This is a genomic window from Streptomyces sp. NPDC111744, assembly GCF_055634995.1.
In genome coordinates, this window is the sequence record NZ_JBVKCG010000027.1 from 31,397 (window position 1) to 57,783 (window position 26,387).

The following is a 26,387-nucleotide window of genomic DNA, read 5'->3' on the forward strand; positions in this document are numbered from 1 at the left end:
CCCGGGACGATGCGGCGAGGACCGTGACACGTGCGGTCCGCGACACCTCCGTCCTGGGAGGACCCCATGCGAACACGCGCAGCCGTGCTGTGCGCCGCCGCCGCTGTCGTGGCCGGGTCGTTCACGGCCCTGCCCGCGAGCGCCACCGCCCGAGCCGCCGTCCAGGTGTCCTCGGTGACCTGGAAGAAGTGCGGCACCACCGACTATCCGACGTTGCAGTGCGGCACCGTCAAGGTGCCCCTGGACCACCGGAACCCGGGCGGGAAGCAGATCACGCTGGCCCTCTCCCGCGTCCCGCACACCGCGTCGGCGTACCAGGGTCCGCTGCTGGTCAACCCCGGCGGCCCCGGCGGCAGCGGGCTGACCCTCGCGGGCTTCGTCGCCTCCACGCTGCCGAAGAAGGTGGCGGCCCAGTACGACGTCATCGGCTTCGACCCGCGCGGCGTGGGCAGCAGCAGCCCGGCGATCGACTGCGCGCCCGGCTACTTCAAGCCGGTGCGCCCCGACTCGGTACCGGCCACGTCCGCCGTGGAACAGGCGAACCTCAAGCGGGTGCAGTCGTTCGCGGCCGCCTGCGGCAGGAAGTACGCGAGCCTGCTGCCGTACCTCGACACGGTCAGCGCCGCACAGGACATGGACTCGATCCGCCAGGCTCTCGGGGCCCGCCGGATCAGCTATTTCGGCTACTCGTACGGCACCTACCTGGGCGCCGTCTACGCGAAGCTGCACCCGGAGCGGATCCACCGGCTGGTCCTGGACTCGATCGTGGACCCGACGGGCGTCTGGTACGACGACAACCTCGGCCAGGACTACGCCTTCAACGACCGCCATCGCGCCCTGATGGCGTGGATCGCGAAGTACGACTCCACCTACAAGCTCGGCACGGACCCGGCGCAGGTCGAGGGCAAGTGGTACGCCATGCGGGCGGCGCTGGCGAAGAAGCCGGCGGGCGGCAAGGTGGGCGCCGCCGAACTGGAGGACACCTTCATCCCGGGCGGCTACTACAACGGCTACTGGCCCTACCTGGCCGAGGCGTTCTCGGCCTACGTCAACGGGAAGAAGACGGCCGCGCTGGTCGAGGCGTACCAGAACTTCGCCGCCGTCGAGGCCTCGGGCGAGAACGGCTACAGCGTCTACGCGGCCGTCCAGTGCCGGGACACCTCCTGGCCCCGGGACTGGAACCAGTGGCGCAAGGACAACTGGGCGGTCTACGAGAAGGCGCCGTTCATGGTCTGGAACAACGCCTGGTACAACGCGGCGTGCGCCTCCTGGCCGACGTCCGCCCTGAAGCCGCTGAACATCGCCAACGGCAAACTCCCGCCGACCCTCCTCTTCCAGGCCACGGACGACGCGGCCACGCCCTACCAGGGCGGCGTCACGGCCCACCGGCTGCTGGCCGGCTCCAGCCTGGTCGTCGAACAGGGCGGCGGCAACCACGGCATCACGCTGAGCGGCAACACCTGCCTGGACGACCACCTCGCCGCCTACCTGACCGACGGCAAGGTCCCGCACGGTGACGGCATCGCCGACGCGGTCTGCCGGAAGACCCCGGACCCGAAGCCCCTGAGCACGAAGGCGGCGTCGACGTCGTCCCGCGGCTCGACCCTGCACGGGCTGCTCGGGTTCCGCGGTTGAGCCTGCCCTGACGCACCGTCGGGGGCGTTGTCGGACCCATGGTCCACCATGGACGCATGACCGACCTGACCCGCATCCCCGCCCCCGACGGCGTCGCCGCGGCCGCCCAGTACACCCATGTCGTGGCGGCCACCGGCCGGTTCGTCGCCGTCTCCGGTCAGCTGCCGCTGGACGAGCACGGCAAGCTCGTCGGCGAGGGCGACCCGGCCGCCCAGGCCCGCCAGGTCTTCGAGAACCTGCGCCGCTGCCTGGCGGCCGCCGGCGCCGGCTTCGACGACGTCGTCAAGGTCACCTACTTCGTCACGGACATGGCCCATATGCCGGCCGTCCGCGCGGCCCGCGCCGCCCACATACCCGACGACCGCCTGCCGGCGGCGTCCGCGGTTCAGGTGGCCGCACTCGCCGGTCCCCAGTTCCTGATGGAGATCGAGGCCTTCGCGGTGGTGGCCGGCTGAGCGAAATGCCGGGCGCGCGAAGCCGTCCGCTTTTTAGGGTGCCGTCATGGCCGACGACTCCCTCCTCATCCGACCGATGGCCCTCGACGACTGCGACCGTGTCTCGGAGATACGCGTGCGGGGCTGGCAGTACGCCTACCGGGGACTCATGCCGCAGCCGTTCCTCGACGGGCTCAGCGTCGAGCGGGACGCCGAGCGTCGGCGGGCCCGGTTCCGGGACGGTGAGGACGGCGTGACGGACCTGGTTGCCGTGCGGGGCGGTGAGATCGTCGGGTGGGCGGCGCACGGGCCGTACCGGGACGGGGAAGTGCACACCGGCGACGCCGAGTTGTACGCCATCTACCTCGACCCCGCGCACGTCGGGACCGGAGCCGGGCGCAGGCTCCTGGAGACGGTTCTCCAGCAGTGTGCCCGGCACGCGCGCGTGTACCTGTGGGTGCTGAAGGGGAACACGCGCGCCCGGCGGTTCTACGAGATCGCGGGTTTCCGGCCCGACGGCGCCGAGGAGCCGTACGAGGTCGACGGGGTGCCCGTGCCCGAGGTGCGGTATGTCAAGGACCGCGACCTCACCTCGGCCTAGGGATGTGGGACAGGGCCCGGACCGCGGCCTCGGCGAGGGTGGGGTGGGCCAGCGCCTCGCTCAGGACGCGGCGGGCGCGGGTGTCGCCCAGGGTGCCGAGGCCCTCCACACAGGCGAGGGCGACCTTGCGGTAGGGGTCATGGGGGCGCAGCCGGCGCTCCAGGGTGGTGATGAGGGCGGGGACGGATTCCGGGGCGCGGAGTTCGACCAGGAGCCGGACCGGGTGCAGGGCGTAGGCGACACGGAGCTCGTTGGTGGCGAGGGCGGCGGCCGCGCGGGCGGTGCGCGGGTCCTGCAGGCGGGCGAGAGCGTGCGCGGCGGAGGCGCAGCGGGGCGGGTCGCGGTGGTTCAGGAGGAGGACCAGGGTTTCGAAGGCGCGTCGGTCACCGGCCGTCCCCAGCCGGTAGGCCGCCAACTCCCTGGCCCACAGCGGCTGTCCGGCGGCGGTGAGCACCTCCGCCAACTCGTCGTGGTCCTCGGTGGCCAGGAGCCGGTCATAGGCGGCCGTTCCCTGCGACTCCTGGCGCAGACGCTCCGTGAGTGATCGCAACTCTTCGTCCACGAAGCCCAGCGTAGAGGGGTTGCGGGAGTGGAGGGACGTACATCACAAAGTCGGAGGGCTAGCGCGCTCGTTACCCGCCGGTTAAGCTCAATCGAGCGAGTCACCCACTCGCGCTACAGCTCACTCCGGTTTGGTGACGCAGCCGTCGTGAGCATCAGGTCGGTTCGGTACCTCGTACCGTTCATACGATCCGGCTCCGGGACAGGGCCGGTCGGAATCAGCCGCTCCCGGGCGTTGCGCGCCCGCGGCGACGGCACCGGGCGTGTGCGCCAGCAGCCCGGCAACACCCGCATTCACGCAGCCCTTTCCGCACCCGGTGCGCCCCTTCGGCGCACCCGGGGGCGTTCCAGTCGTCACCCTCATTCCTGGAGTCCCGCGATGGCCACTCCCCAGTCCGACCCCTCCCTGTCCCCGCTCAGGACCGTCGCCGTCGTCGGCCTCGGCACCATGGGCACCGGTATCACCGAGGTCCTCGCGAAGGCAGGCCGCGAGGTGATCGGCATCGACGTCAGCGAGGCCCAGGCCGCCGGCTCCCTCGCCGCCCTGGAGGCCTCCACGGCCCGTGCCGTGGCCCGCGGCAGACTGACCGAGCAGGAACGCGCCGACGTCCTCGCCCGGATCCGTACCGGCACCGACCTCACGGCCGCGGCCGAGGCCGACCTCGTCATCGAAGTGGTTCCGGAGTCGTACGACATCAAGCACCAGATCTTCCGTGAGCTGGACGGCATCGTCCGCCCGGAGACCATCCTCGCCACCGGCACCAACGCGCTCTCCGTGACCCGTCTGGCCGCCGACTCGGCCCGCCCCGAGCGCGTCCTCGGCCTGCACTTCTTCAACCCGGCCCCGGCGATGAAGCTGGTCGAGGTCGTCTCCTCGGTGCTCACCGCCCCGAGTGCCGTCGCCGCGGTCACCGACCTCGCGGTCGAACTGGGCAAGGAGCCGGTCGCGGTCGGTGACCGCCCCGGGTTCGTCGCGGACGGGCTGCTGTTCGGCTACCTCAACCAGGCCGCCGCGATGTACGAGGCGAAGTACGCCTCCCGTGAGGACATCGACGCCGCCATGCGGCTCGGCTGCGGTCTCCCGATGGGCCCGCTCGCCCTGCTCGACCTGATCGGCGTCGACACCGCGCGTACGGTCCTGGAGGCCATGTACGCCGAGTCCCGCGACCGGCTGCACGCCCCGGCCCCCATCCTCAAGCAGCTCAGCGAGGCGGGCCTGACCGGCCGCAAGTCCGGGCGTGGCTTCTACACCTACGAGGCCCCGGGCAGCGCCACGGTCGTCCGGGACGCGCTCACGCCGCTGGACGGCGCCGCCCTCGCCCCGGGCCGGCCGGTCCGCTCGGTCGGGGTGGCCGGCTCCGGCACCATGGCCTCCGGCATCGCGGAGGTCTTCGCCAAAGCCGGCTACGAGGTCGTTCTCGCCGCCCGCAGCGAGGAGAAGGCGCAGGCGGCGAAGGCCAGGATCGGCAAGTCCCTGGACCGCTCCGTCGGCAAGGGGCGGATGACCGCCGAGGCCGCCGCGCGGACCCTGGACCTGATCACCCCGGCGGGCTCGTACGACGCCTTCTCCGACGTCGACCTGGCCGTCGAGGCGGTCGCCGAGGACCTGGAGGTCAAGCGGCAGCTGTTCGCCACGCTGGACAAGGTCTGCAAGCCGGGCGCGGTCCTGGCCACCACGACCTCCTCGCTGCCGGTCGTGGCCTGCGCCCGGGCCACCTCGCGTCCGCAGGACGTGATCGGTATGCACTTCTTCAACCCGGCGCCGGCCATGAAGCTGGTCGAGGTCGTCCGTACCGTGCTGACGGCCGCGGACGTGCACGCCACGGTCCGCGAGGTCTGCGCGACCGTCAGGAAGCACGCCGTCGACTGCGGTGACCGGGCCGGTTTCATCGTGAACGCGCTGCTGTTCCCGTACCTCAACAACGCGATCAAGATGGTCGAGGAGCACTACGCCTCGCTCGACGACATCGACGCGGCGATGAAGCTCGGCGGCGGCTATCCGATGGGCCCGTTCGAGCTGCTGGACGTGGTCGGCCTGGACGTCTCGCTCGCGATCGAGAAGGTCCTGCACCGGGAGTTCCGCGACCCCGGCCTCGCGCCCGCGCCACTCCTGGAGCACCTGGTGGCCGCGGGCTGCCTCGGCCGCAAGACCGGCCGTGGCTTCCGCGAATATGCCCGCCGCTGAGGGCCTCGGCGACTGGTTCCGGGACGAGCAGGACTGGGGCGGGCTGCTCGACCCGGGCGGCCGTCCCCCGCCCGTCCGGTCCGGCGGTCCCCCGCCCGTCACAGGCGGGGGAAACCCGGGACATGCCCATCAAGCTGCGCACATGCAGTACGTTCGGGTCATGCCCCAGCCCGCCAAGTCCTCCCGTACACCAGCCACGCCCGACGCGCCGGAAAGTGCCGCAGGCAGTCGCGCGGCCGCCCAGCGGCTCAAGATGCGCCGAGAACTGGCGGCCGCCGCGATGGAGCTGTTCGCGACCAAGGGGTACGAGGCGACCACCGTCGACGAGATCGCGGCCGCGGCCGGCGTGGCCCGGCGCACCTTCTTCCGCCACTTCCGCTCCAAGGAAGAGGCGATCTTCCCGGACCACGACGACACGCTGATCCGCGCGGAGGCCGTGCTCAACGCGGCCCCCGCGCACGAGCACCCCCTCGACACCGTGTGCCGTGGCATCAAGGAAGTCATGAAGATGTACGCGGGCCGGCCGGACATCTCGGTCGCCCGCTACAAGCTCACCCGCGAGGTACCGACGCTCCGAGAGGCGGAGATCGCCTCGGTGGCCCGCTACGAGCGTCTCTTCACCCGCTACCTCCTCGGCCACTTCGACGAGCACGCGCACGCCGACGACGCGAACGACGACCCGTTGCTGGCCGAGGTCGCCGCGTCTGCGGTGGTCACCGCCCACAACCATGTGCTGCGGCGCTGGCTGCGGGCGGGCGGGCAGGGTGATGTGGAGACGCAGCTGGACCACGCCTTCGCGATCGTGCGCAAGACGTTCGGAACAGGGATCGGGGCGGGCCGGGAGACAGCGCCCCGGCCGACCACGACGGCGTCGGTGGCCTCGCAGGGGGAGGTACTGGTGACGGTGGCCCGGACCGACGCGCCACTGGACGAGGTCATGCGCACGATCGAGCAGGCGCTGAAGGAGCGGTCGTAGGGGGTCGCGGTCACCTAGTCGCCGCTCGGCCGCTCAGCCGCAGACGCCGGACGCGCTGAATTCGACTGCGGGACAAACGCGTTCTGATGGCTCGACATGCGGCACGGGCAGGGGCGGCTGGGCCGCCGGAAAGCCGGACCGCGGGGTCGCGGGGCTGCACGGCCCCTCCCGGCGCAGCGATGGCACTGCGTGCCGGGTCACGGCCGGAGCCGGGCCGGAGCGTCTTCCCGTGGCCGAGCTGCGCGTGCCGCAGCTCGTGAGGGCCGCGGTACGGCAGGAGCCGGCCCGGTCGGTGGCGCTGCAGACGGGCATACGCGAGCGCGAGAACCCGGACACCCCTGGCCGACCTGCTCCACATCGGACCCGATCGGACCCGCTCCGACATCGGGACGACTCCCGCAAGTCGGGGCGCCTTACCGTACTCGGCGGTAGCTTTGATCGATCATCGCTCATTTGTTACGTAAAGATTTCATTTGAGAGCAAGTTCTGGCACTCAGTGCCTTGCCACCTGACACGCGGTGTCATACGTTGTTGATGTCCGGCCTGTCCCGGCGAGCCCACCAGCCCGCCCGCCGGACGCCTGCGTCACAGGCAACCTCCCGCGCCACAAAGCGCTGCCGAAGCACCACCCACGCCGAACCGACGGCGCCTTCCCAAAACCCTCAGCAGCACCGACGCAACCCTCAGCACCCCCTTCCCTCAAGGGGCGCACACCGCCGGAGGCAACACCGTGACCACTCAGGCCATTCTCGACGCGATCCAGTCGCCGGACTCGACGCCGGCCGACTTCGCCGCCCTGCCGCTCCCGGAGTCGTACCGCGCGATCACCGTGCACAAGGACGAGACGGAGATGTTCGCGGGCCTGGAGACCCGCGACAAGGACCCGCGCAAGTCCACCCACCTCGACGAGGTCCCCCTGCCCGAGCTGGGCCCGGGCGAGGCCCTGGTCGCCGTCATGGCATCGAGCGTCAACTACAACTCGGTCTGGACCTCGATCTTCGAGCCGCTGTCGACCTTCGGGTTCCTGGAGCGCTACGGCAGGCTCTCCGAGCTGACCAAGCAGCACGACCTGCCGTACCACATCATCGGCTCCGACCTCGCAGGCGTGGTCCTGCGCACCGGCCCGGGCGTCAACGCCTGGAAGCCCGGTGACGAGGTCGTCGCGCACTGCCTGAGCGTGGAGCTGGAGTCGTCCGACGGCCACAACGACACCATGCTCGACCCGGAGCAGCGGATCTGGGGCTTCGAGACCAACTTCGGCGGCCTCGCCGAGATCGCGCTGGTCAAGTCCAACCAGCTGATGCCCAAGCCGGGCCACCTGAGCTGGGAGGAGGCCGCCGCCCCCGGTCTGGTCAACTCCACCGCCTACCGGCAGCTGGTCTCCCGCAACGGCGCCGGCATGAAGCAGGGCGACAACGTGCTCATCTGGGGCGCGAGCGGCGGACTCGGCTCCTACGCCACGCAGTTCGCGCTGGCCGGCGGAGCGAACCCCATCTGTGTGGTGAGCAGCCCGCAGAAGGCGGATATCTGCCGGGCGATGGGCGCCGAGGCGATCATCGACCGCAACGCCGAGGGCTACAAGTTCTGGAAGAACGAGCACGAGCAGGACCCGAAGGAGTGGAAGCGCTTCGGCAAGCGCATCCGTGAGCTGACCGGCGGCGAGGACGTCGACATCGTCTTCGAGCACCCGGGCCGCGAGACCTTCGGCGCCTCGGTCTACGTCACCCGCAAGGGCGGCACGATCGTCACCTGCGCCTCCACCTCGGGCTACAACCACGAGTACGACAACCGCTACCTGTGGATGTCCCTGAAGCGGATCATCGGTTCGCACTTCGCCAACTACCGGGAGGCCTGGGAGGCCAACCGGCTGATCGCGAAGGGCAAGATCCACCCGACGCTGTCGAAGGTCTACTCCCTGGAGGAGACCGGTCAGGCCGCCTACGACGTGCACCGCAACCTCCACCAGGGCAAGGTCGGCGTCCTCTGCCTCGCCCCCGAGGAAGGCCTGGGCGTGCGCGACGAGGAGATGCGCGCCAAGCACCTCGACGCCATCAACCGCTTCCGCAACATCTGAGACACCCGAGGTCATAGATGACTGAGCGTCAGATCGCCGAAGGCAGGCGGGAGAAGGACCGGCCGTGGCTCATGCGCACGTACGCCGGGCACTCCACGGCCGAGGCGTCCAACGAGCTGTACCGGCGCAACCTCGACAAGGGCCAGACCGGCCTGTCGGTGGCGTTCGACCTGCCGACGCAGACCGGCTACGACCCCGACCACATCCTCGCCCGCGGCGAGGTCGGCCGGGTGGGAGTACCCGTCTCGCATCTCGGTGACATGCGCCGGCTGTTCCAGGACATCCCCCTGGAGCAGATGAACACCTCGATGACGATCAACGCCACCGCCATGTGGCTGCTGGCGCTCTACCAGGTCGTCGCCGAGGAGCAGGGCGCGGACATCACCAAGCTCCAGGGCACGACCCAGAACGACATCGTCAAGGAGTACCTGTCCCGGGGTACGCATGTCTTCCCGCCGGGGCCCTCGCTCCGGCTGACGACGGACATGATCGCGTACACGGTCTCCCACCTCCCGAAGTGGAACCCGATCAACATCTGCAGCTACCACCTGCAGGAGGCGGGCGCCACCCCGGTCCAGGAGATCGCGTACGCGATGTCCACGGCCATCGCGGTCCTTGACGCCGTCCGTGACTCCGGACAGGTGCCGCAGGAACGCATGGGCGATGTCGTCGCGCGGATCTCCTTCTTCGTGAACGCGGGCGTCCGGTTCGTCGAGGAGATGTGCAAGATGCGGGCGTTCGGCCGCATCTGGGACAAGGTCACCCGCGAGCGGTACGGCATCGAGGACCCCAAGCAGCGGCGCTTCCGGTACGGCGTCCAGGTCAACTCGCTCGGACTGACCGAGGCGCAGCCGGAGAACAACGTCCAGCGGATCGTCCTCGAGATGCTCGCCGTGACGCTGTCGAAGGACGCCCGCGCGCGTGCCGTGCAGCTTCCCGCGTGGAACGAGGCCCTTGGCCTGCCCCGGCCCTGGGACCAGCAGTGGTCGCTGCGCATCCAGCAGGTGCTCGCCCATGAGAGCGATCTGCTGGAGTACGAGGACATCTTCGAGGGCTCGCACGTCATCGAGGCGAAGGTCACCCAGTTGGTCGAGGACTCCCTCGCCGAGATCGAGCGGATCCAGGAGATGGGCGGTGCGATGGCCGCCGTCGAGTCCGGGTATCTGAAGTCGCAGCTGGTCGCCTCGCACGCGGAGCGCCGGGGCCGGATCGAGTCCGGGCAGGAGAAGATCGTCGGCGTCAACATCTTCGAGACGACCGAACCCAACCCGCTCACCGCCGACCTGGACACCGCCATCCAGACGGTCGACCCGGCGGTCGAGGCACGGGTGGTGCAGGCGATCGGCCGCTGGCGCGACACGCGCTACCAGCCGCCGTTCAACCACCCGCGGCCCTGCAAGGCGCTGGAGCGGCTGAAGGAGGCCGCCAAGGGCACCGGCAACCTCATGGAGGCCACCCTGGAGTGCGCCCGCGCCGGGGTCACGACCGGCGAGTGGGCGGGCGCGCTACGCGAGGTGTTCGGCGAGTTCCGAGCGCCGACCGGGGTCTCCTCGGCCCCCGTCGCCGTCCCCGTCGAGGCGGGCTCGGCGCTTGCCGAGGTGCGCGCCAAGGTGGACGCCACGGCACGCGACCTGGGCAGCGGCAAGCTCCGTTTCCTGGTCGGCAAGCCGGGCCTGGACGGGCACTCCAACGGCGCCGAGCAGATCGCCGTACGGGCCAGGGACGCCGGCTTCGAAGTGGTGTACCAGGGCATCCGGCTGACGCCCGAACAGATCGTGGACGCTGCCCTCGCCGAGGACGTGCACGCGGTGGGCCTGTCGATCCTGTCCGGCTCGCACGCCCAGCTGGTCCCGGACGTCCTGGAACGCCTCCGTGTGGCCGGTGCCACAGATATACCCGTCATCGCCGGTGGCATCATCCCGAATGGTGACGCCGATCAGCTCCGGGCCGCCGGGGTGGCCGCGGTCTTCACCCCGAAGGACTTCGACATCACCGGCATCATCGGCTGCATCGTCGACGAGATCCGGAAAGCGAACAAGCTCGACCCCCTGGAGGTCCCCGCATGACCACGCCCGTCAACCGACTCCGCCCGCGGCGCTCCTGCCTGGCCGTGCCCGGCTCGAACCCGCGCTTCCTGGAGAAGGCGCAGGGCCTCCCGGCGGACCAGGTCTTCCTGGACCTGGAGGACGCGTGCGCGCCGCTCGCCAAGCCCGAGGCGCGGCACACCATCGTCAAGTTCCTCAACGAGGGCGACTGGACCGGCAAGACGCGCGTGGTCCGCGTCAACGACTGGACGACCGAGTGGACGTACCGTGACGTCGTGACCGTGGTCGAGGGCGCCGGGCAGAACCTGGACTGCATCATGCTGCCGAAGGTCCAGACGGCCCAGCAGATCGTCGCGCTGGACCTGCTGCTGACCCAGATCGAGAAGACCATGGGCTTCGAGGTCGGCAAGATCGGCATCGAGGCGCAGATCGAGAACGCGCAGGGCCTGAACAACGTCAACGAGATCGCCACCGCGTCCCAGCGCGTAGAGACGATCATCTTCGGCCCGGCCGACTTCATGGCCTCCATCAACATGAAGTCGCTGGTCGTGGGCGAGCAGCCGCCCGGATACCCGGCGGACGCCTACCACTACATCCTGATGAAGATCCTGATGGCCGCCCGCGCCAACGACCTCCAGGCGATCGACGGCCCCTACCTCCAGATCCGCAACATCGACGGCTACCGCGAGGTCGCCCAGCGCGCCGCCGCGCTCGGCTTCGACGGCAAATGGGTGCTGCACCCGGGCCAGGTCGAGGCGTCCAACGAGATCTTCTCGCCGTCGCAGGAGGACTACGACCACGCCGAGCTGATCCTGGACGCGTACGACTACTACACGTCCGAGGCGGGCGGCAAGAAGGGCTCGGCGATGCTCGGCGACGAGATGATCGACGAGGCCAGCCGCAAGATGGCCCTGGTCATCTCCGGCAAGGGCCGGGCCGCCGGCATGCGGCGCACGTCGAAGTTCGAGATCCCGGAGGCGTGACCACGATGCAGTTCGGACGCACGTACGAGGAGTTCGAGGTCGGGGCGACGTACAAGCACTGGCCCGGGAAGACGGTCACGGAGTACGACGACCACCTGTTCTGTCTCCTCACCATGAACCACCACCCGCTCCACATGGACACCAACTACGCCGAGAAGACGACGGACTTCGGCAAGAACGTGGTGGTCGGGAACTACATCTACTCGCTGCTGCTCGGCATGAGCGTGCCGGACATCTCCGGCAAGGCGATCGCCAACCTGGAGATCGAGTCGCTCAAGCACGTGGCGCCGACCTTCCACGGGGACACGATCTACGGCCAGACGACCGTGCTCGACAAGTGGCCCTCCAAGTCGAAGAACGACCGCGGGATCGTCTACGTGGAGACCAAGGGCTACAAGCAGGACGGCACGCTGGTCTGCGTCTTCCGCCGCAAGGTGATGGTGCCGACCGAGACGTACATCAAGGAGCGCGGCGGCGAGCAGCCGGGCCGCCCCGAGCTCAAGGAACAGGGGAAGTAAGCGATGGCCCGTCTCGCCCAGACCGCCGGTCTGACCGACGTCCAGCAGGAGATCCTCTCCACCGTCCGCGACTTCGTGGACAAGGAGATCCTCCCGGTCGCCACCGAGCTGGAGCACCGCGACGAGTACCCGCAGGAGATCGTCGACGGCCTCAAGGAGCTCGGCCTGTTCGGCCTGATGATCCCCGAGGAGTACGGCGGCCTGGGCGAGTCCCTCCTGACGTACGCGCTGTGCGTCGAGGAGATCGCCCGGGGCTGGATGTCCGTCTCCGGGATCATCAACACGCACTTCATCGTGGCGTACATGCTCAAGCAGCACGGCACGCAGGAGCAGAAGGAGCACTTCCTGCCGCGGATGGCGGCCGGCGACATCCGGGGCGCGTTCTCGATGTCGGAGCCGGGCCTCGGCTCGGACGTGTCGGCGATCACCTCGAAGGCGGTGCGGGACGGCGACGAGTACGTCCTGAACGGCCAGAAGATGTGGCTGACGAACGGCGGTACGTCGTCCCTCGTGGCCGTCCTGGTACGAAGTGACGAAGGACACCCCGAGGGCACGGCCCCCCACAAGTCGATGACGACCTTCCTGGTGGAGAAGGAGCCCGGCTTCGGAGAGGTCCGCCCCGGCCTCACCATCCCCGGAAAGATCGACAAGATGGGCTACAAGGGCGTCGACACCACCGAGCTGATCATGGACGGGCTGCGGATTCCGGCCGATCGGGTGCTCGGCGGCGCAACGGGCCGAGGTTTTTACCAAATGATGGACGGGGTCGAGGTCGGCCGCGTCAACGTGGCGGCGCGTGGCTGTGGTGTAGCGCAGCGTGCGTTCGAGCTCGGCATCCAGTACGCCCAGCAGCGTCACACTTTCGGCAAGGCGATCGCCCAGCACCAGGCCATCCAGTTCAAGCTCGCGGAGATGGCCACCAAGGTCGAGGCCGCACATGCCATGATGGTCAACGCCGCACGCAAAAAGGACTCCGGGGAACGAAACGACCTTGAGGCAGGGATGGCGAAGTATCTCGCCTCCGAGTACTGCAAGGAGGTCGTGGAGGACGCCTTCCGGATCCACGGCGGCTACGGCTTCTCCAAGGAGTACGAGATCGAACGTCTCTACCGCGAGGCGCCGATGTTGCTGATCGGCGAGGGTACCGCCGAGATCCAGAAAATGATCATCGGGCGGAGGCTGCTCGAAGAGTATCGATTCCAGGGCTGATCGTCCGGATACGGGGTGTTTTCTTCGAGAAGAAGATCACACCCCGTCAACGGTCTTCAGCCGCCGACTCGTCTTCCTGGCTTGCCCAGTTGTGGCCCCCGACCGGTACGATCCCGGAAAGCCGCCGTCCCCGTTTCCCGCGCGGCATCATCCGCTACGAAGGTCATCCATGCCCCACAGCCAAACCTCTGCACATCGAGACAGCCTGGCCGGCGTACGCCTCGCGCGCGGAGCATCGCCGTGGCTTCTCCCGACCGTCGCCACCGCAGCCGTCAGCCTGCTTCGCGCCCGCCGCTCCGGCGCAGCCAAGGCCGTCGCCGTGCCCGCCACCGCACTCGCGGCGGGAATGCTGTGGTTCTTCCGCGACCCCGAGCGTGAGATCGCCCAGGGCCGTGTCATCTCCCCCGCCGACGGTGTGGTGCAGAGCATCATGCCCTGGAAGGACGGCCGCACCCGCGTCGCCATCTTCATGAGCCCGCTCAACGTCCACGTCAACCGCGCGCCCCTCTCGGGCCAGGTGACGTCGGTGGAACACATCCCCGGTGGCTTCGTTCCCGCCTTCAACAAGGAGAGCGAGAACAACGAGCGCGTAGTCTGGCATTTCGACACCGAACTCGGCGACATCGAGATGATCCAGATCGCCGGCGCGGTGGCCCGCCGTATCGTCCCCTACGTCCCTCAGGGCACGAAGGTCGAGCAGGGCGACCGCATCGGGCTGATCCGCTTCGGCTCGCGCGTCGACATCTACCTGCCGGAGGGCGTGGAGGTCGCGGTCGAGGTCGGCCAGAAGACCGTGGCTGGGGTGACTCGCATTGACCGTGATTGATCCTGAGACCCAGGCGGGCTGGGTGCCCGAGGCCGACGAGATCGGCGAGGACGAGGAGGAGATGCCGCTCTCTCTCCGCCTCTCGATAGCGGACACCCTCACGCTCGGCAACGCGACGTGCGGCTTCATGGCGGTGTACTTCACCACCACCGGCATCCTGATCCCGCACCTCACCGGGGACGACCAGTCGGCGGGCATGGCACGCCACAGCGCCGCGACCGCGGTCATCCTGATGCTCTGCGCTGCGATCTTCGACCTGTTCGACGGCCTGGTGGCGCGCAAGCTGCGCTCCTCCCCCATGGGCGCCGAGCTGGACAACCTCTCCGACCTGATCAGCTTCGGCCTCGCCCCGGCGTACTTCGTCCTCGTCTACGGCATGGTGGCGGACGACGCGTACCAGAAGGTGGCCGCGGTCGGAGCGGTCGTGGTGCTGCTGGCCGTGGTGCTGAGACTCGCGCGCTTCTCGTGCGTGTCGCCGCCGAACGGCATGTTCCAGGGCATGCCGTCGCCGTTCGGCGCCCTCACGGTCGTCTCGATCGTGCTCCTGGAGCTGCCGTTCTTCGCGACGCTGCTCGCGATCCTCGGCACGGCGTGGCTGATGGTGAGCCGGGTCGAGTACCCGAAGCCGCGTGGCCGCCTCGCGGTCGCGATGCTGTCCTGGATCGTGCTCGGCGTGGGCCTCCTGGCGGCCTGGGCGTTCGACGCCCCGGGCGGCCAGCTGCTGCTTCAGACCGGCTGCGCGCTGCAGCTGGTGACGGGTGCGGTGATCCCGCTGTTCGCCACGGCCCGCCGGGTGAACAACTTCCGCGACAACGGGAGAGGGGAAGGGGAGAAACATCTGCCTCGCCTTCCGTCAAAACGAGAACCGGGTGTGGCCCGAGCCTCGCAGGCTCGGCCCACACCCGTTTCGCGTTCAAGGGCGTACGGCGTTGGCCTTTGACGGGTCAACCACCCCTGGCAGATGCCGAGTTGCAGAGGGCGAGGCCGCGGAGGACGGTGGAATTGGGCTTAACTTTACGGGGATTTGTCCCTATTCGGGGAAGGGGATTGCCCCCGTCTTACGGATCGGAGGACAGCCATGACCGCACCCACTCACAAGGACTACTCGGTCCCGCACGTCTCGAAGCTGCCGGCGAACGAGGGCGACACCGTGAACCTCTTCGTCCGGGAGTACGACGGCACCAAGGGCAACCAGCCGCACGAGGTGGTGCTGATGCTCCACGGCAGGAGCGTGCCGGTTCTCGCCGGGTACGACCTGACCGTCCCCGGCTCCGCCATCGACTACAACTGGGCGCAGGACCTGGCCAGGCACCACTTCGACGTCTTCCTGATGGACCTGCAGGGAAACGGCCGGTCGCCCCGCCCGAAGATGGACGAGCCCCGCAACGCCAACCCGGCGCAGCGCGGCGTCCTGTCGCCCGATCCGCTGCCGGTCCCGTACACCGGCCCGCCTCTGTACCCGCACCAGCTGGGCAACACCGACAGCGAATGCGCGGAGCTGGCCACCGTGGTCGACTTCATCAGGGCGCTGCCCGGGAGGAACAAGCCCCTGGACTTCATCGGCTGGTCCGCCGCCGCACCGTCCATGGGGCCGTTCACCCTCCAGCACCCCGAGGTCGTCAAGAGCCTGTTCCTGCTCGCCCCCGTCTTCCCTCCGGCGGGACGGTGGTCGGGCGACCCCGCGAACCCCTTCGCCATTCCGCCGAACACCCCACTGCCGGTCTCCGACCCGCCCGCCCTCTACGGCTTCCCCATGTTCGTGAACGACAAGAAGAGCTTCGTGCAGGCATGGGACCGCGAGCAGGGCACCCCACCCCAACGGGAGCCCGGTATGGAGGACAGGGCATGGGCCGCCATGATGGAGAACGACCCCGTCGGCAGCAAATGGGGCCGGAAACTGTCACCCGGCGTGTACGAGGGCATCCACCGGTTCCGGAACTCCTATTTCTGGGGCTGGTCCAACGAGACGGTGCCCTATCAGGACACGTCGGGCAACTACATCCTCGGTGACCGGGTTCCCCTCGCCATCGTCTACGGGGAACTGGACAAGACGGCCAACACCCCGCCGAACATCCCCGTCCCCCCGCCCCTGCGCTTCTCCGTGCCGGCCCTCTACGCGGCCGTCGGGGGACCGGAGAAGCTGATGTTCCAGCTGGAGGGTGCGGGACACTCCGTGGTGTGGGAGCGCCCCGCCGAGGTCGTGCACGACATCGCGTTCCAGTGGCTGCACAACAAGCACAAGGTGTGGGGCCTCACGAGTGGCAGCTACTACCGTGACTCGACGGGCGTCCTGACGCCGGTCTAGGCCGCCCTCAGCAGAGAAAGTCCCGCGCGATCTGCTCGGCGACCCGCTCCAGGATCGGCCCGGCGTCCGCGATGCACTTCACCACGTCCGGTTCCACCTCGGTCAGCGGGTAGGCGCGGCGGATCCCGGCCCGGCCGATCGCCTCCGGCGGCAGGGCGAGGCGGCCGCACACCGCCACGACCTCCTTGTCGGCGGCGCGCGCCGCGGCCGCCACCCCCGCCGGGGCCTTCCCGTGCAGGGTCTGCTCGTCCAGCGAGCCCTCGCCGGTGATGACGAGCGACGCCCGCTCCAGCGCGGGCGCGAAACCCAGGACGTCGAGCATGACCTCGATGCCGGGCCGGAAGCGGGCGCCGAGCAGCAGGGCCCCGTACCCGATGCCCCCGGCGGCCCCGGCACCCGGCGCGGCCGCGTACTCGACGGCGCGCGGGCCGACCTCGGCCTCCAGGGCCTTCGCGAAGTGGCCGAGCGCCTCGTCCAGGGCGGCCACGTCGTCCGGCGAGGCCCCCTTCTGCGGGCCGTAGACCGCGGGCGCGCCCTTCGGGCCGGTGAGCGGGTTGTCGACGTCGCTGGCGAGGATCAGGTCGACGGAGGCCAGGCGCGGGTCCAGCCCGGACAGGTCCGCGCGGGCCAGGTCCGCGAGGCCGCCCCCGCCCGGCGGTACCGGTCCGCCGTCCTCGTCCAGGAACCGCGCCCCGAGGGCCGACAGCATCCCGGCGCCGCCGTCGGTCGTGGCGCTCCCCCCGACACCGAAGACGATCGTGCGCGCACCCGCGTCGAGCGCGGCCCGCAGCAGCTCTCCGGAGCCGTAGGTGGAAGCCGTCAGGGGCGCGAAGACCCCGCGGGGCAGCCGCTGCAGCCCACTCGCCTCGGCCATCTCCACGACCGCGGTGTCGCCGCGCAGCGCGAACGCGGCGGTGACCTCCTGGCCCAGCGGCCCGGCGACCTCCCGCTCGTGCCGGTCGAACCCGGCCGCGACCGCCGCGGCCACCGTGCCGTCCCCGCCGTCCGCGACGGGCAGCGCCTCGACGTCGAGGCCGGGCACGACCCGCCTGAGCCCCGCCGTGACCCGCTCGGCGACCTGCACGGCCGTCAGCGAGCCCTTGAACTTGTCCGCGGCGATGAGCACGCGCTGTGTCACCTGTAATCCCCTTGCTCTCCGGGCCTCACGCACATCAAGGCCAGTCGCGCCGCTGTGACCTTAACCGGAGGACACCCTCGCCGTCATTCCCCGACCGAAGCCTGGGAAAGGCCTGGGAACCGCCTGGGAAAACGGGTAGACCACAGCCATGAGCAACCACGGCACCGCCGGGCCTGACCTCGCCGACCGTGTGCTCGGCGGCTGGCTCGGCCGGATCGCGGGCAACATGCTCGGCAAACCGGTCGAGCGGGGCGACCTGTGGACCCGGGAACGCATCGACGGCTACCTGCGGCGGGCCGCCGCCCTGCCGCTCACCGACTACCTCCCCGAGCCCGCCGAAGAGAGCGACGCCCTGGCACTGCGCCCCGAGTGGCGTCAGTGCGTGCGCGGCCGGATCCACGGCAGCTGCCGTGACGACGACGTCGACTACGCGATCCTCGGCCTGGACCTCCTGGAGACCCACGGCTTCGGTTTCAGCACCGAGCAGGTCGGCGAGCTTTGGCTGCTGCGGCTGCCGTACCTCCAGACCTTCACGGCGGAACGGGCCGCGTACCGCAACCTCGCGGACGGCCTGAAGCCGCCCCTCACCGCCACCTACGACAACCCCTACCAGGAGTGGATCGGCGCCCTGATCCGCGCCGACATCTTCGGCTGGACCTGCCCGGACGACCCGCACCGCGCCGCCGCCCTGGCCCGCCGGGACGCCGTGCTCTCCCATACGGGGAACGGGGTCTACGGCGCGATGTGGGCCGCCGCGCTGATCTCGGCGGCGTTCACCGCGCCGACCGTACGGCAGGCGATCGACAGCGCGCTCACCGTCGTACCGGCGAGCTGCCGTCTCGCACGGACCGTACGGCGGGTCGTCTCCCTGCACGAGACCCGGCTGAGCTGGGAGGACACCCTCGCCACCGTGTCCGAGGAGACCGCGGGCCTGGGCTGGATCCACGCCGTCCCGAACGTGGCCGTGCTCACCGCCGGGCTGCTCTACGGCGACGGCGACTTCACCCGGACCGTCACCCTGACCGTGCGCGGCGGCCTGGACACCGACTCCAACGGGGCGACGGCGGGCTCGGTGGCCGGGGTGCTGACCGGCGCGGCGGCCATCCCCGACCAGTGGAAGGACCCCCTTCAGGACACGGTCCGCAGCGCCGTCTTCGGCTTCGACGGGGCCCGCATCAGCGACTTGGCGGAGCGCACCGTGCGGCTCGCCCGGACGAGCACCGAGCCCGCGCTGGTTACTCTTCCTGAGTGACCACGACTGACACCTACGCCGCGTACATCGCGAGCCTCCCCCGGATCCTCGCCGGGGCGGCCGCACTCTTCCGGGACGCCGAGGGACGGGTGCTGCTCGTCGAGCCCAACTACCGGGAGGGCTGGGCGCTGCCGGGCGGAACCGTCGAGTCCGACGACGGGGAGACCCCGCGCCAGGGCGCCCGCCGGGAGACCCTGGAGGAGATCGGCCTCGACCGGGAGATGGGCCGGCTGCTCGCGGTGGACTGGGTGCACGGCACGGGCCGGCCGCCGATCGTCGCCTACCTGTACGACGGCGGTGTGGTCACCGACGCCGACCTCAAGGCGATCCGGCTCCAGGAGGAGGAACTGCTGTCCTGGCGGCTGGTCCCGCGCGCCGAACTCACCGGGTACCTGCCGGGCGCTCTGGGCCGCCGGGTGCGGGCCGCGCTGGACGTACTGGACGAGGGCGCGGGTACCGCGGAACTGGAGAACGGCGACCGCGCCGGGTGATCCCGGAGGGCGGGCGATATCCGCTCGCCGCCCGCGCCCGCCCCGCCCTACCCTCGAACGCATGACCAAGCCCCTCGTCGCCATCCTCAGCGGCGCCGGCATCTCGACCGACTCCGGGATCCCCGACTACCGCGGCCCGAACGGTCTGTGGCGCAGGGACCCCGAGGCCGAGAAGCTCGTGACCTACGACTACTACATGGGCGACCCGGAGATCCGGCGCCGGTCCTGGCAGATGCGGCGCAAGAACCGCACCCTGAAGGCCGAGCCGAACGCCGCCCATCGCGCCGTCGCCGAGCTGGACGGGTCCGGGATCCCGGTGCGGGTCATCACCCAGAACGTGGACGGACTGCACCAGCTCGCCGGGATGCCCACCCGCAAGGTGCTCGAACTGCACGGCACCGCGCGGCAGGTGGTGTGCACCAAGTGCCATGCCCGGGGGCCGATGGCGGACGCGATCGCCCGCGTCGAGGCCGGCGAGGAGGACCCGCCGTGCCTGGAGTGCGGAGGCATCCTCAAGTCGGCGACCGTGATGTTCGGTGAACGGCTCGACCCCGTCGTCCTCGGCGAGGCCCTCGCCATCAGCAAGGCGTGCACCGTGTTCATCGCCGTCGGCAGCAGCCTCCAGGTCCAGCCCGCCGCCGGGCTCGCCGGAGTGGCCGCCGACCACGGCGCCCGGCTCGTCATCGTCAACGCCGACCCGACACCGTACGACGACCGGGCCGACGAGATCCTCCGCGAACCCATCGGAACCGCGCTGCCGAAGCTCCTCATGGAGTTGCGAGCCGCCTGAGCCCTGTCGGACGCCGGTCAGAAGAGGCCCGCGCCCCGCTCGAAGTCCAGCAGGCGCTGCTTGCGGGGCAGGCCGCCGCCGTAGCCGGTGAGGCTGCCGTTCGCGCCGATGACGCGGTGGCAGGGGACGATGATGCCGATGGGGTTCTTCCCGTTGGCGAGGCCGACCGCTCGGGAGGCCTGCGGGTTGCCGAGGGCGTCGGCGAGTTCGCCGTAGGTGCGGGTCTCGCCGTACGGGATCCGCGCCAGCTGGGCCCAGACGCTGCGCTGGAACGGGGAGCCGTTCAGGCGCAGTTCGAGGGTGAACTCCTTCAACTCGCCCTCGAAGTAGGCGGTCAGCTGTTCCTCGGCCTCGGTGAAGAGGGTGTTGTCGCGGTCGCCGAAGGTCTCCTCGGGCGGACGGTGGCGCTGGGCCTCCATGTAGAGGCCGCAGAGCGTGCCGTCCTCGGCGACCAGGGTGAGGGGGCCGTAGGGGCTGTCGGTGACGGTGTGGTTCTTCACGGCAAGGTTCCTTACACGGGAAGGAAGTTGATCGGGTGGCTGTCGGTCGCCCACAGGTACTGGACCGCGTAGGCCCTCCAAGGGCGCCAGGCGGCCGCGCGTGCGGTGAGGGCGGCCGGGGTGCCGGGCAGGCCCAGCTCCTGGGCGGCGCGGCGGATTCCGAGGTCGGTGGGGAGGAAGGCGTCGGGGTCGCCGAGGGCGCGCATGGCGATGACGTCGACGGTCCAGGGGCCGAAGCCGGGGAGTTCGAGGAGCTTGGCGCGAGCCTGGGCCCAGTCGCTCTCCACACCCAGGTGCAGAGTGCCGTCGGCGAGTTGGCCGACCAGGGTGGTGAAGGTGGTTCGGCGGGTGCGGGGCATCGCCAGGGTCTCGGGGGGCAGTTCGGCCAGCGCCTCGGGAGACGGGAAGAGGTGGGTGAGGCCGCCCTCCGGGTCATCCACCGGAGTGCCGTGGGCGGTCACCAGGCGGGCCGCGTGGGTGCGGGCGGCGGCCGTGGAGACCTGTTGGCCGAGCACGGCCCGCACCGCGAACTCCGCCTCGTCGACCGTGCGGGGCACCCGGCGGCCGGGCGCCTTGTCCACCAGCGGAGCCAGGACGGGGTCCGTGCGCAGCTGGTCGTCGACCGCGACCGGGTCGGCGTCCAGGTCGAGCATTCGCCGGCAGCGGCTGATCGCGACGGGCAGGTCCCGCAGATCGCTGAGAGTGAGCCGGCAGGCGATGTGATCGGGCTGCGGGGCGAGAGCCACGATGCCGTGGCCGTACGGCAGCCGCAGGGTCCGCCGGTAGGCGCCGTCCCGCCACTCCTCGACGCCGGGTACGGCGGTGGCCGCGAGGTGGCCGAAGAGGTTGTCGGGGTTGAGGGGGGCGCGGAAGGGCAGCCGCAGGGTGAGTACGCCCGGGGCGAGATGCGCCGAGCGTGGGCGGCGGTTGCGCAGGTCACTCGGGGACAGCGCGAAGACCTCGCGGACGGTGTCGTTGAAGGTGCGGATCGAGGAGAAGCCGGCCGCGAAGGCGATCTCGGCCATCGGCAGGGGGGTCGTCTCGATCAGCAGGCGGGCGGTCTGGGCGCGCTGGGCCCGGGCGAGGGCCAGCGGGCCGGCGCCGAGTTCGGCGAGGAGCTGACGTTCGACCTGCCGGGGGCTGTAGCCGAGGCGGGCGGCGAGACCGGGCACGCCGTCGCGGTCCACGACCCCGTCGGCGATCAGCCGCATGGCGCGGGCGACCAGGTCGGCGCGCTGGTTCCACTCCGGGGAGCCGGGGCTGGTGTCGGGGCGGCAGCGCTTGCAGGCCCGGAAGCCGGCCTGCTGGCAGGCGGCCGCGCTCGGGTAGAAGGTCATGTTCTCGGGCTTGGGCGGAACCACCGGGCAGCTGGGCCGACAGTAGATGCGGGTGGTCAGGACGGCCGTGAAGAACCAGCCGTCGAACCGTGCGTCCTTCGACTGCACGGCCCGCACACAGTGCTCTCGGTCGAGGATCGTCCCTTTCTGCATGTTCTGCATGGGTCCAGCATCGGCCACCGGTTGTGGCCGATGCTGGCGGAAATCCGACACGTAGGTGCGCTGACCTCCAGGGCCCTATATGACCCTCAGTCGAAGTAGTGGTCCTGGTCGAGGTCGGCCAGCAGCCCCGGCTCCTCGGGTCGCCACTCGTAGCGCTCCCGGGTCGCGGCGCTCGACGTCGGGTTGTCGTTGCTAACGAAGCCGATCATCCAGCTGAAGTGGGCGGCCGCCTCCTCCGGCGCGAGGGACACGACCGGCAGGCCGAGGCGGCGGCCGATGACCGAGGTGATGTCGCGGAGCGGTACGCCCTCCTCGGCGGCCGCGTGCAGCACGGCACCGGCCGGGGCGGTCTCCAGGGCCTTACGGAAGAGGACGGCCGCGTCCAGGCGGTGCACGGCCGGCCAGCGGTTGGTGCCGTCGCCCGGACAGGCGGCGGCGCCCTTCTGCCGGGCGAGTTCGATCAGGTGTGGGACGAAGGCGTGGTCGCCGGTGCCGTGCACGGAGGCCGGGAGCCGGATCGCGGAGACGCGTACCCCGCGGTCGGCCAGGGCGAGGGCGGCTCGCTCCGACTCACCGCGGTGCGCGCCGGGCGCCGCCGGGTCGGGGCCGTCCGTCTCGATGCCGAGACGGCCCGGGGTGAGCAGCCCTGTCACAGAGCTGATGACCAGGGGCCGGTGGGAGTCGGCGAGGGCGTCGCCGAAGGCCGCCAGGGCCGCGAGTTCGGTGCGCAGGGCACCCTGCATGTCGGAGAAGTCGTGGTTGAAGCCCGTGTGGACCACCCCGTCCGCCGATTCCGCCGCGACCCGCAGCCCGTCGACGTCGTTCAGGTCACCCCGGTGCGCCTGCGCCCCCACCTCCTTCAGGGACGCCTCGGCCTCGTCCGAGCGGGCGAGGCCGAGTACCTGGTGCCCGGCGCCGAGCAGTTCGCGGACGACCGCGCTGCCGATGAACCCGGTGGCGCCGGTGACGAACACACGCATGACGAATCACCTCACGGAGAGTGGATGTGCTGGGATGACTCCAGCGTGCGTCCGGCCCGCGGCCCCGGTCCAAGACCTGTTCCGCACCTGGCGATGCCTGTCCGGTCATGACCGCAGCTCACGACGGCGGGAGTACAGTCGAGGGGTGCGCGATTCCTTCGTACCGCCGGTGGACCTGGAGCTGCGCCTGGTGCGCTACTTCACCGTGGTCGCCGAGGAGTTGCACTTCGGCCGGGCGGCCGACGCGCTGCATCTGGCCCAGCCGTCGCTGAGCCGTCAGATCCGGCGGCTGGAGCGGGAGTTGGGGGTCCGGCTGCTCGATCGCACCCCGCGCGGCACCCGGCTCACCGAGGCCGGAGAGACCTTTCTGCCGCAGGCCAGGGAGCTGCTGCGGAGTGCCGCCCGGGCCGCCGCGAGCGCGCGCTCGGCCGCCGCGCACGGCCCGTTCACGGTCGGTTACACCACCCACCAGATCGTCACCCCTGCCGTACGGGAGGTGCGCCACCGCCACCCGGAGGCCGACATCCGCACCCTGCACGTGGACTGGAACGAACCGCGGGACGCGCTGCTCGACCACCGGGTCGACGTGGTGGTGACCCGGTTCCTGTTCAGCGCCGACGGTCTGGACATCGCGGTTCTGTACGACGAGCCGCGGGTCCTGCTGGTCCCGCTCGGCCACCGGCTGGCGGGCGAGGAGTCGGTCACCCTCGCCGACTTCGCCGACGAGCCGCTCCCCCGCTTCACCGGCGCCGACCGGGTGGGCGCGAATCCCCCCGGTCACACCAACCTGGGCGCCCTGGTGGACACGCTGGAGGACAAGCTGGAGCTGGTGGCGAGCGGTGAGGTGGTGTCGCTGGCTCCGGCCGGCTTCCGGGGCAACCTGCGGCCGGACATCGTCGTCGTGCCTGTCGTGGACGCGGACCCGCTCCAGGTCGTCCTGGCCACCCGGGCCGGCGACCGCCATCCCCTGTTCCCGGCGTTCCGGCGCGCGGCCGAGGCCCATCTGGTCCCGGTCGGCACTGCCTGGACTGAGCGGCCGGAATCGACGGTCGGGGCTGAGTGATGAGTGGGTCCGGGAGAGTCACGCTGAACGACGTGGCCGCCGCCAGCGGTGTCTCGCGTGCCACGGTCAGCTTCGTACTGAACGATGACCCGCGCCCGTCCATCTCGGCCGCCACCCGCGACCGGGTACGGCAGGCCGCGCGCGACCTCGGCTATGTCCCGCACGGGGTGGCCCGCGCGCCGCGTGAGGGCAGTTCCCGGGTGGTGGTCCTCGACCTGGACCGGGGCCTGGAGGGCAACTACGGAGGCCCACGGCCGGCCGGCCGCGCGCACCGCGCTGGGGCTGGACTCGGCGGGGCTGGTGCCGGTGCCTGCGCGGATCATCGGGCGGGACTCGGTGTGAGTGCCCGCTCTCAGGTCAGCTGAGCGGCGAACGTCTCGTAGGCCCGTTCGTCGAAGAGCACGAACCGGACCTCCTCGACGGCCGTGTCCGTCTCCCGGACGGTCGCCACGGCGATCCGCGCGCCGTCGTCCATCGGCCAGCCGTAGATCCCGGTGGAGATGGCGGGGAACGCGACCGTGCGGGCGCCGAGTTCGTCGGCGCGCTTCAGGGACTCTCGGTAGCAGGAGGCCAGCAGCTCGGAGCGGTCCTCGCTCTTGGAGTGGACGGGGCCGACGGTGTGGATGACCCACTGGGCGTCGAGGTCGCCGGCGGTGGTGGCGACCGCCTGGCCGGTGGGGAGACCCTTGCCGTAGTGCCCGGCGCGGAGCTTGCGGCACTCCTCCAGGATCGCGGGGCCGCCGCGCCGGTGGATGGCGCCGTCCACGCCTCCGCCGCCGAGCAGGGAGGAGTTGGCCGCGTTGACGATCGCGTCGGCGGCCTGCCGGGTGATGTCGCCCTGGACGAGCGTGATGCGGGTCATGACTGTCTCAGCCTCCTCCATACGGCCTTGGCCGCGTTGTGCCCCGACATGCCGTGTACGCCCGGGCCGGGCGGGGTGGCCGCCGAGCAGATGAAGACGGCCGGATGCGGGGTGCCGTACGGGAACAGGGAGAGCTTGGGGCGGAGCAGGATCTGCAGCCCGGAGACCGCGCCGGTGCCGATGTCGCCGCCGACGTAATTGGCGTTGCGGGCGGCGAGTTCGGCGGGTCCGGCGGTGGCACGGGCCAGCACGCGGTCGCGGAACCCCGGGGCGTAGCGCTCGAGTTGACGCTCCATCACATCCGTGAGGTCGCCGGTCCAGCCGTTGGGCACATGGGCGTACGCCCAGAAGACCTGCTTGCCCTCGGGGGCGCGGGAGGGATCCACGACACCGGGCTGCACGGTGATCATGAACGGCCGGTCGGGGGCGCGGCCCTCGCGGGAGGCGGCGCGCAGGGCGGTGCCGATCTCCGCGCTGTCCGCGCCGATCTGCACGGTCCCGGCGCGGCGGGCCTCCGGGGCCGTCCACGGGACCGGTCCGTCCAGCGCGTAGTCGATCTTGAAGACGCCCGGGCCGTAACGGTAGTCCTCGTAGTAGTTGCCGAGGCCGGCGATACGGGCCAGGGCGGTCGGCGAGGTGTCGAAGATGTACGACCGCGCGGGCGGCAGGTCGTCCAGCCGCTTGACCTCGTAGTCGGTGTGGATCGCGCCGCCGAGGTCCTTGAGATACGCGGCGAGGGCGTCGGAGATGGCCTGGGAGCCGCCCCGGGCCAGCGGCCAGCCGCGGGCGTGTGCGGCGAGCGCGAAGACCAGGCCGACGGCGCCGGTCGCGAGACCGCTGAGCGGGGCCATGACATGGGCGACAAGGCCGGCGAACAGCGTCCTGGCCCGCTCGTCGCGGAAGCGGCGCAGCAGCAGGGTGGCGGGCGGCAGCCCGACCAGGCCGAAGCGGGCGAGGGTGACCGGGTCGCGGGGCAGCGCGGTCAGCGGCAGGGACATGAAGTCCCGGGCCAGAGTGTCCCACCTGGGCAGGAACGGCTCGACCAGCCGGCGGTAGGAGCCCGCGTCGCGCGGTCCGAAGGAGGCCGCCGTCTCGGCCACGGAACGGGCCAGCACGGCCGCGCTGCCGTCCGGGAAGGGGTGCGCCATCGGCAGCTCGGGGTGCACCCACTCCAGGCCGTAGCGCTCCAGGGGCAGGGCGCGGAACGCAGGCGAGTTGATACCGAGCGGGTGCGCCGAGGAGCACGGGTCGTGCCGGAAGCCGGGCAGCGTGAGCTCCTCGGTGCGGGCGCCGCCGCCCACGGTGTCCCGCGCCTCGAAGACGGCGACGGAGAAGCCGCGCCGGGCCAGCTCCACGGCGGCCGTCAGGCCGTTCGGCCCCGCCCCCACCACGACCGCATCGAGCATCGACGGCACCTTCGGACCCCTTCGTCAGCCGATTGGCCACTCGGGTTCAGGATA

The 26,387-nt window shown here is 70.8% G+C and carries 24 protein-coding genes and 1 pseudogene; 18 read left to right on the plus strand and 7 right to left on the minus strand.

Annotated elements, in window-relative coordinates:
- Window positions 1-66 precede the first annotated feature (66 nt).
- From ACZ7OO_RS37550 to ACZ7OO_RS37560, 3 genes are read left to right on the plus strand one after another with little or no spacing between them, the layout of a single operon-like run.
- The gene (locus tag ACZ7OO_RS37550) at window positions 67-1,635 is read left to right on the plus strand and encodes an alpha/beta hydrolase (protein WP_471511956.1); all 1,569 of its coding nucleotides are present in this window, start codon (window positions 67-69) and stop codon (window positions 1,633-1,635) included.
- Window positions 1,636-1,691: 56 nt separating this feature from the next.
- Window positions 1,692-2,090 (plus strand): RidA family protein, encoded by a 399-nt coding sequence (locus tag ACZ7OO_RS37555; protein ID WP_471511957.1) that lies wholly within the window; start codon window positions 1,692-1,694, stop codon window positions 2,088-2,090.
- Window positions 2,091-2,136: 46 nt separating this feature from the next.
- Window positions 2,137-2,670 (plus strand): GNAT family N-acetyltransferase, encoded by a 534-nt coding sequence (locus ACZ7OO_RS37560; RefSeq protein WP_471511958.1) that lies wholly within the window; start codon window positions 2,137-2,139, stop codon window positions 2,668-2,670.
- On the opposite strand, the gene ACZ7OO_RS37565 is transcribed toward ACZ7OO_RS37560, so the two are convergent.
- Entirely contained in the window at window positions 2,657-3,232 is a 576-nt protein-coding gene (locus ACZ7OO_RS37565) for an adenylosuccinate lyase (protein ID WP_352224240.1), read from the minus strand. The two genes, ACZ7OO_RS37560 and ACZ7OO_RS37565, sit on opposite strands and share 14 nt — an antisense overlap.
- Before the next feature lie 378 nt (window positions 3,233-3,610).
- Between ACZ7OO_RS37565 and ACZ7OO_RS37570 the strand changes: the two genes are divergently transcribed.
- From ACZ7OO_RS37570 to ACZ7OO_RS37615, 10 genes and pseudogenes are all read left to right on the plus strand, one after another.
- A complete protein-coding gene (locus ACZ7OO_RS37570) occupies window positions 3,611-5,416 on the plus strand; it encodes a 3-hydroxyacyl-CoA dehydrogenase family protein (protein ID WP_471511959.1) in 1,806 nt (601 codons plus the stop codon).
- Window positions 5,417-5,576: 160 nt separating this feature from the next.
- A complete protein-coding gene (locus tag ACZ7OO_RS37575) occupies window positions 5,577-6,392 on the plus strand; it encodes a TetR family transcriptional regulator (protein ID WP_352224242.1) in 816 nt (271 codons plus the stop codon).
- Between the two features lie 730 nt (window positions 6,393-7,122).
- Window positions 7,123-8,466: a crotonyl-CoA carboxylase/reductase gene (gene ccrA / locus ACZ7OO_RS37580; protein ID WP_471511960.1), complete on the plus strand. Its 1,344-nt coding sequence runs from the start codon at window positions 7,123-7,125 to the stop codon at window positions 8,464-8,466.
- 17 nt (window positions 8,467-8,483) lie between these two features.
- Window positions 8,484-10,532 (plus strand): protein meaA, encoded by a 2,049-nt coding sequence (locus tag ACZ7OO_RS37585; RefSeq protein ID WP_471511961.1) that lies wholly within the window; start codon window positions 8,484-8,486, stop codon window positions 10,530-10,532.
- Complete coding sequence (locus tag ACZ7OO_RS37590; RefSeq protein WP_471511962.1) at window positions 10,529-11,494, plus strand: HpcH/HpaI aldolase/citrate lyase family protein; 966 nt, start codon at window positions 10,529-10,531, stop codon at window positions 11,492-11,494. The genes ACZ7OO_RS37585 and ACZ7OO_RS37590 overlap by 4 nt, the downstream gene beginning before the upstream one ends.
- Window positions 11,495-11,499: 5 nt before the next feature.
- Window positions 11,500-12,012 (plus strand): MaoC family dehydratase, encoded by a 513-nt coding sequence (locus tag ACZ7OO_RS37595; protein ID WP_062667068.1) that lies wholly within the window; start codon window positions 11,500-11,502, stop codon window positions 12,010-12,012.
- Window positions 12,013-12,015: 3 nt separating this feature from the next.
- Entirely contained in the window at window positions 12,016-13,221 is a 1,206-nt protein-coding gene (locus tag ACZ7OO_RS37600) for an acyl-CoA dehydrogenase family protein (protein WP_471511963.1), read from the plus strand.
- A gap of 169 nt (window positions 13,222-13,390) precedes the next feature.
- A complete protein-coding gene (locus ACZ7OO_RS37605; RefSeq protein ID WP_189266580.1) occupies window positions 13,391-14,047 on the plus strand; it encodes a phosphatidylserine decarboxylase in 657 nt (218 codons plus the stop codon).
- Window positions 14,034-14,891, plus strand: a pseudogene (pssA, locus tag ACZ7OO_RS37610) (CDP-diacylglycerol--serine O-phosphatidyltransferase); the annotation flags it as partial. The gene ACZ7OO_RS37605 and the pseudogene pssA, both read left to right, overlap by 14 nt.
- Before the next feature lie 234 nt (window positions 14,892-15,125).
- The gene (locus ACZ7OO_RS37615; protein WP_471511964.1) at window positions 15,126-16,352 is read left to right on the plus strand and encodes an alpha/beta fold hydrolase; all 1,227 of its coding nucleotides are present in this window, start codon (window positions 15,126-15,128) and stop codon (window positions 16,350-16,352) included.
- Between the two features lie 7 nt (window positions 16,353-16,359).
- On the opposite strand, the gene ACZ7OO_RS37620 is transcribed toward ACZ7OO_RS37615, so the two are convergent.
- Complete coding sequence (locus ACZ7OO_RS37620; RefSeq protein WP_471512006.1) at window positions 16,360-17,478, minus strand: glycerate kinase; 1,119 nt, start codon at window positions 17,476-17,478, stop codon at window positions 16,360-16,362.
- Between the two features lie 160 nt (window positions 17,479-17,638).
- On the opposite strand from ACZ7OO_RS37620, the gene ACZ7OO_RS37625 reads away from it, so the two are divergent.
- The 3 genes from ACZ7OO_RS37625 (at window position 17,639) to ACZ7OO_RS37635 (ending at window position 20,023) form a co-directional block, all read left to right on the plus strand.
- The gene (locus tag ACZ7OO_RS37625; RefSeq protein ID WP_471511965.1) at window positions 17,639-18,742 is read left to right on the plus strand and encodes an ADP-ribosylglycohydrolase family protein; all 1,104 of its coding nucleotides are present in this window, start codon (window positions 17,639-17,641) and stop codon (window positions 18,740-18,742) included.
- Window positions 18,739-19,233, plus strand: coding sequence for an NUDIX domain-containing protein (locus tag ACZ7OO_RS37630; RefSeq protein WP_471511966.1), 495 nt, complete (start codon window positions 18,739-18,741; stop codon window positions 19,231-19,233). Before ACZ7OO_RS37625 ends, ACZ7OO_RS37630 begins: the two co-directional genes overlap by 4 nt.
- Before the next feature lie 61 nt (window positions 19,234-19,294).
- Window positions 19,295-20,023, plus strand: coding sequence for an SIR2 family NAD-dependent protein deacylase (locus tag ACZ7OO_RS37635; protein WP_471511967.1), 729 nt, complete (start codon window positions 19,295-19,297; stop codon window positions 20,021-20,023).
- 17 nt (window positions 20,024-20,040) lie between these two features.
- Here ACZ7OO_RS37635 and ACZ7OO_RS37640 read toward each other — a convergent pair whose 3' ends face one another.
- The 3 genes from ACZ7OO_RS37640 to ACZ7OO_RS37650 form a co-directional block, all read right to left on the minus strand.
- A complete protein-coding gene (locus ACZ7OO_RS37640; protein WP_471511968.1) occupies window positions 20,041-20,523 on the minus strand; it encodes a methylated-DNA--[protein]-cysteine S-methyltransferase in 483 nt (160 codons plus the stop codon).
- A gap of 11 nt (window positions 20,524-20,534) precedes the next feature.
- Window positions 20,535-22,013, minus strand: coding sequence for an AlkA N-terminal domain-containing protein (locus ACZ7OO_RS37645; RefSeq protein ID WP_471512007.1), 1,479 nt, complete (start codon window positions 22,011-22,013; stop codon window positions 20,535-20,537).
- Window positions 22,014-22,108: 95 nt separating this feature from the next.
- Window positions 22,109-23,002, minus strand: coding sequence for an SDR family oxidoreductase (locus ACZ7OO_RS37650; protein ID WP_471511969.1), 894 nt, complete (start codon window positions 23,000-23,002; stop codon window positions 22,109-22,111).
- 145 nt (window positions 23,003-23,147) lie between these two features.
- On the opposite strand from ACZ7OO_RS37650, the gene ACZ7OO_RS37655 reads away from it, so the two are divergent.
- Together ACZ7OO_RS37655 and ACZ7OO_RS37660 are read left to right on the plus strand one after the other, a co-directional pair.
- Entirely contained in the window at window positions 23,148-24,065 is a 918-nt protein-coding gene (locus ACZ7OO_RS37655; protein ID WP_471511970.1) for a LysR family transcriptional regulator, read from the plus strand.
- A gap of 32 nt (window positions 24,066-24,097) precedes the next feature.
- Entirely contained in the window at window positions 24,098-24,430 is a 333-nt protein-coding gene (locus tag ACZ7OO_RS37660; RefSeq protein ID WP_471511971.1) for a LacI family DNA-binding transcriptional regulator, read from the plus strand.
- Here ACZ7OO_RS37660 and ACZ7OO_RS37665 read toward each other — a convergent pair.
- Both ACZ7OO_RS37665 and ACZ7OO_RS37670 read right to left on the minus strand, forming a co-directional pair.
- A complete protein-coding gene (locus ACZ7OO_RS37665; protein WP_471511972.1) occupies window positions 24,418-24,927 on the minus strand; it encodes an O-acetyl-ADP-ribose deacetylase in 510 nt (169 codons plus the stop codon). The two genes, ACZ7OO_RS37660 and ACZ7OO_RS37665, sit on opposite strands and share 13 nt — an antisense overlap.
- Window positions 24,924-26,333 (minus strand): phytoene desaturase family protein, encoded by a 1,410-nt coding sequence (locus ACZ7OO_RS37670; protein ID WP_471511973.1) that lies wholly within the window; start codon window positions 26,331-26,333, stop codon window positions 24,924-24,926. Before ACZ7OO_RS37670 ends, ACZ7OO_RS37665 begins: the two co-directional genes overlap by 4 nt.
- Window positions 26,334-26,387 lie beyond the last annotated feature (54 nt).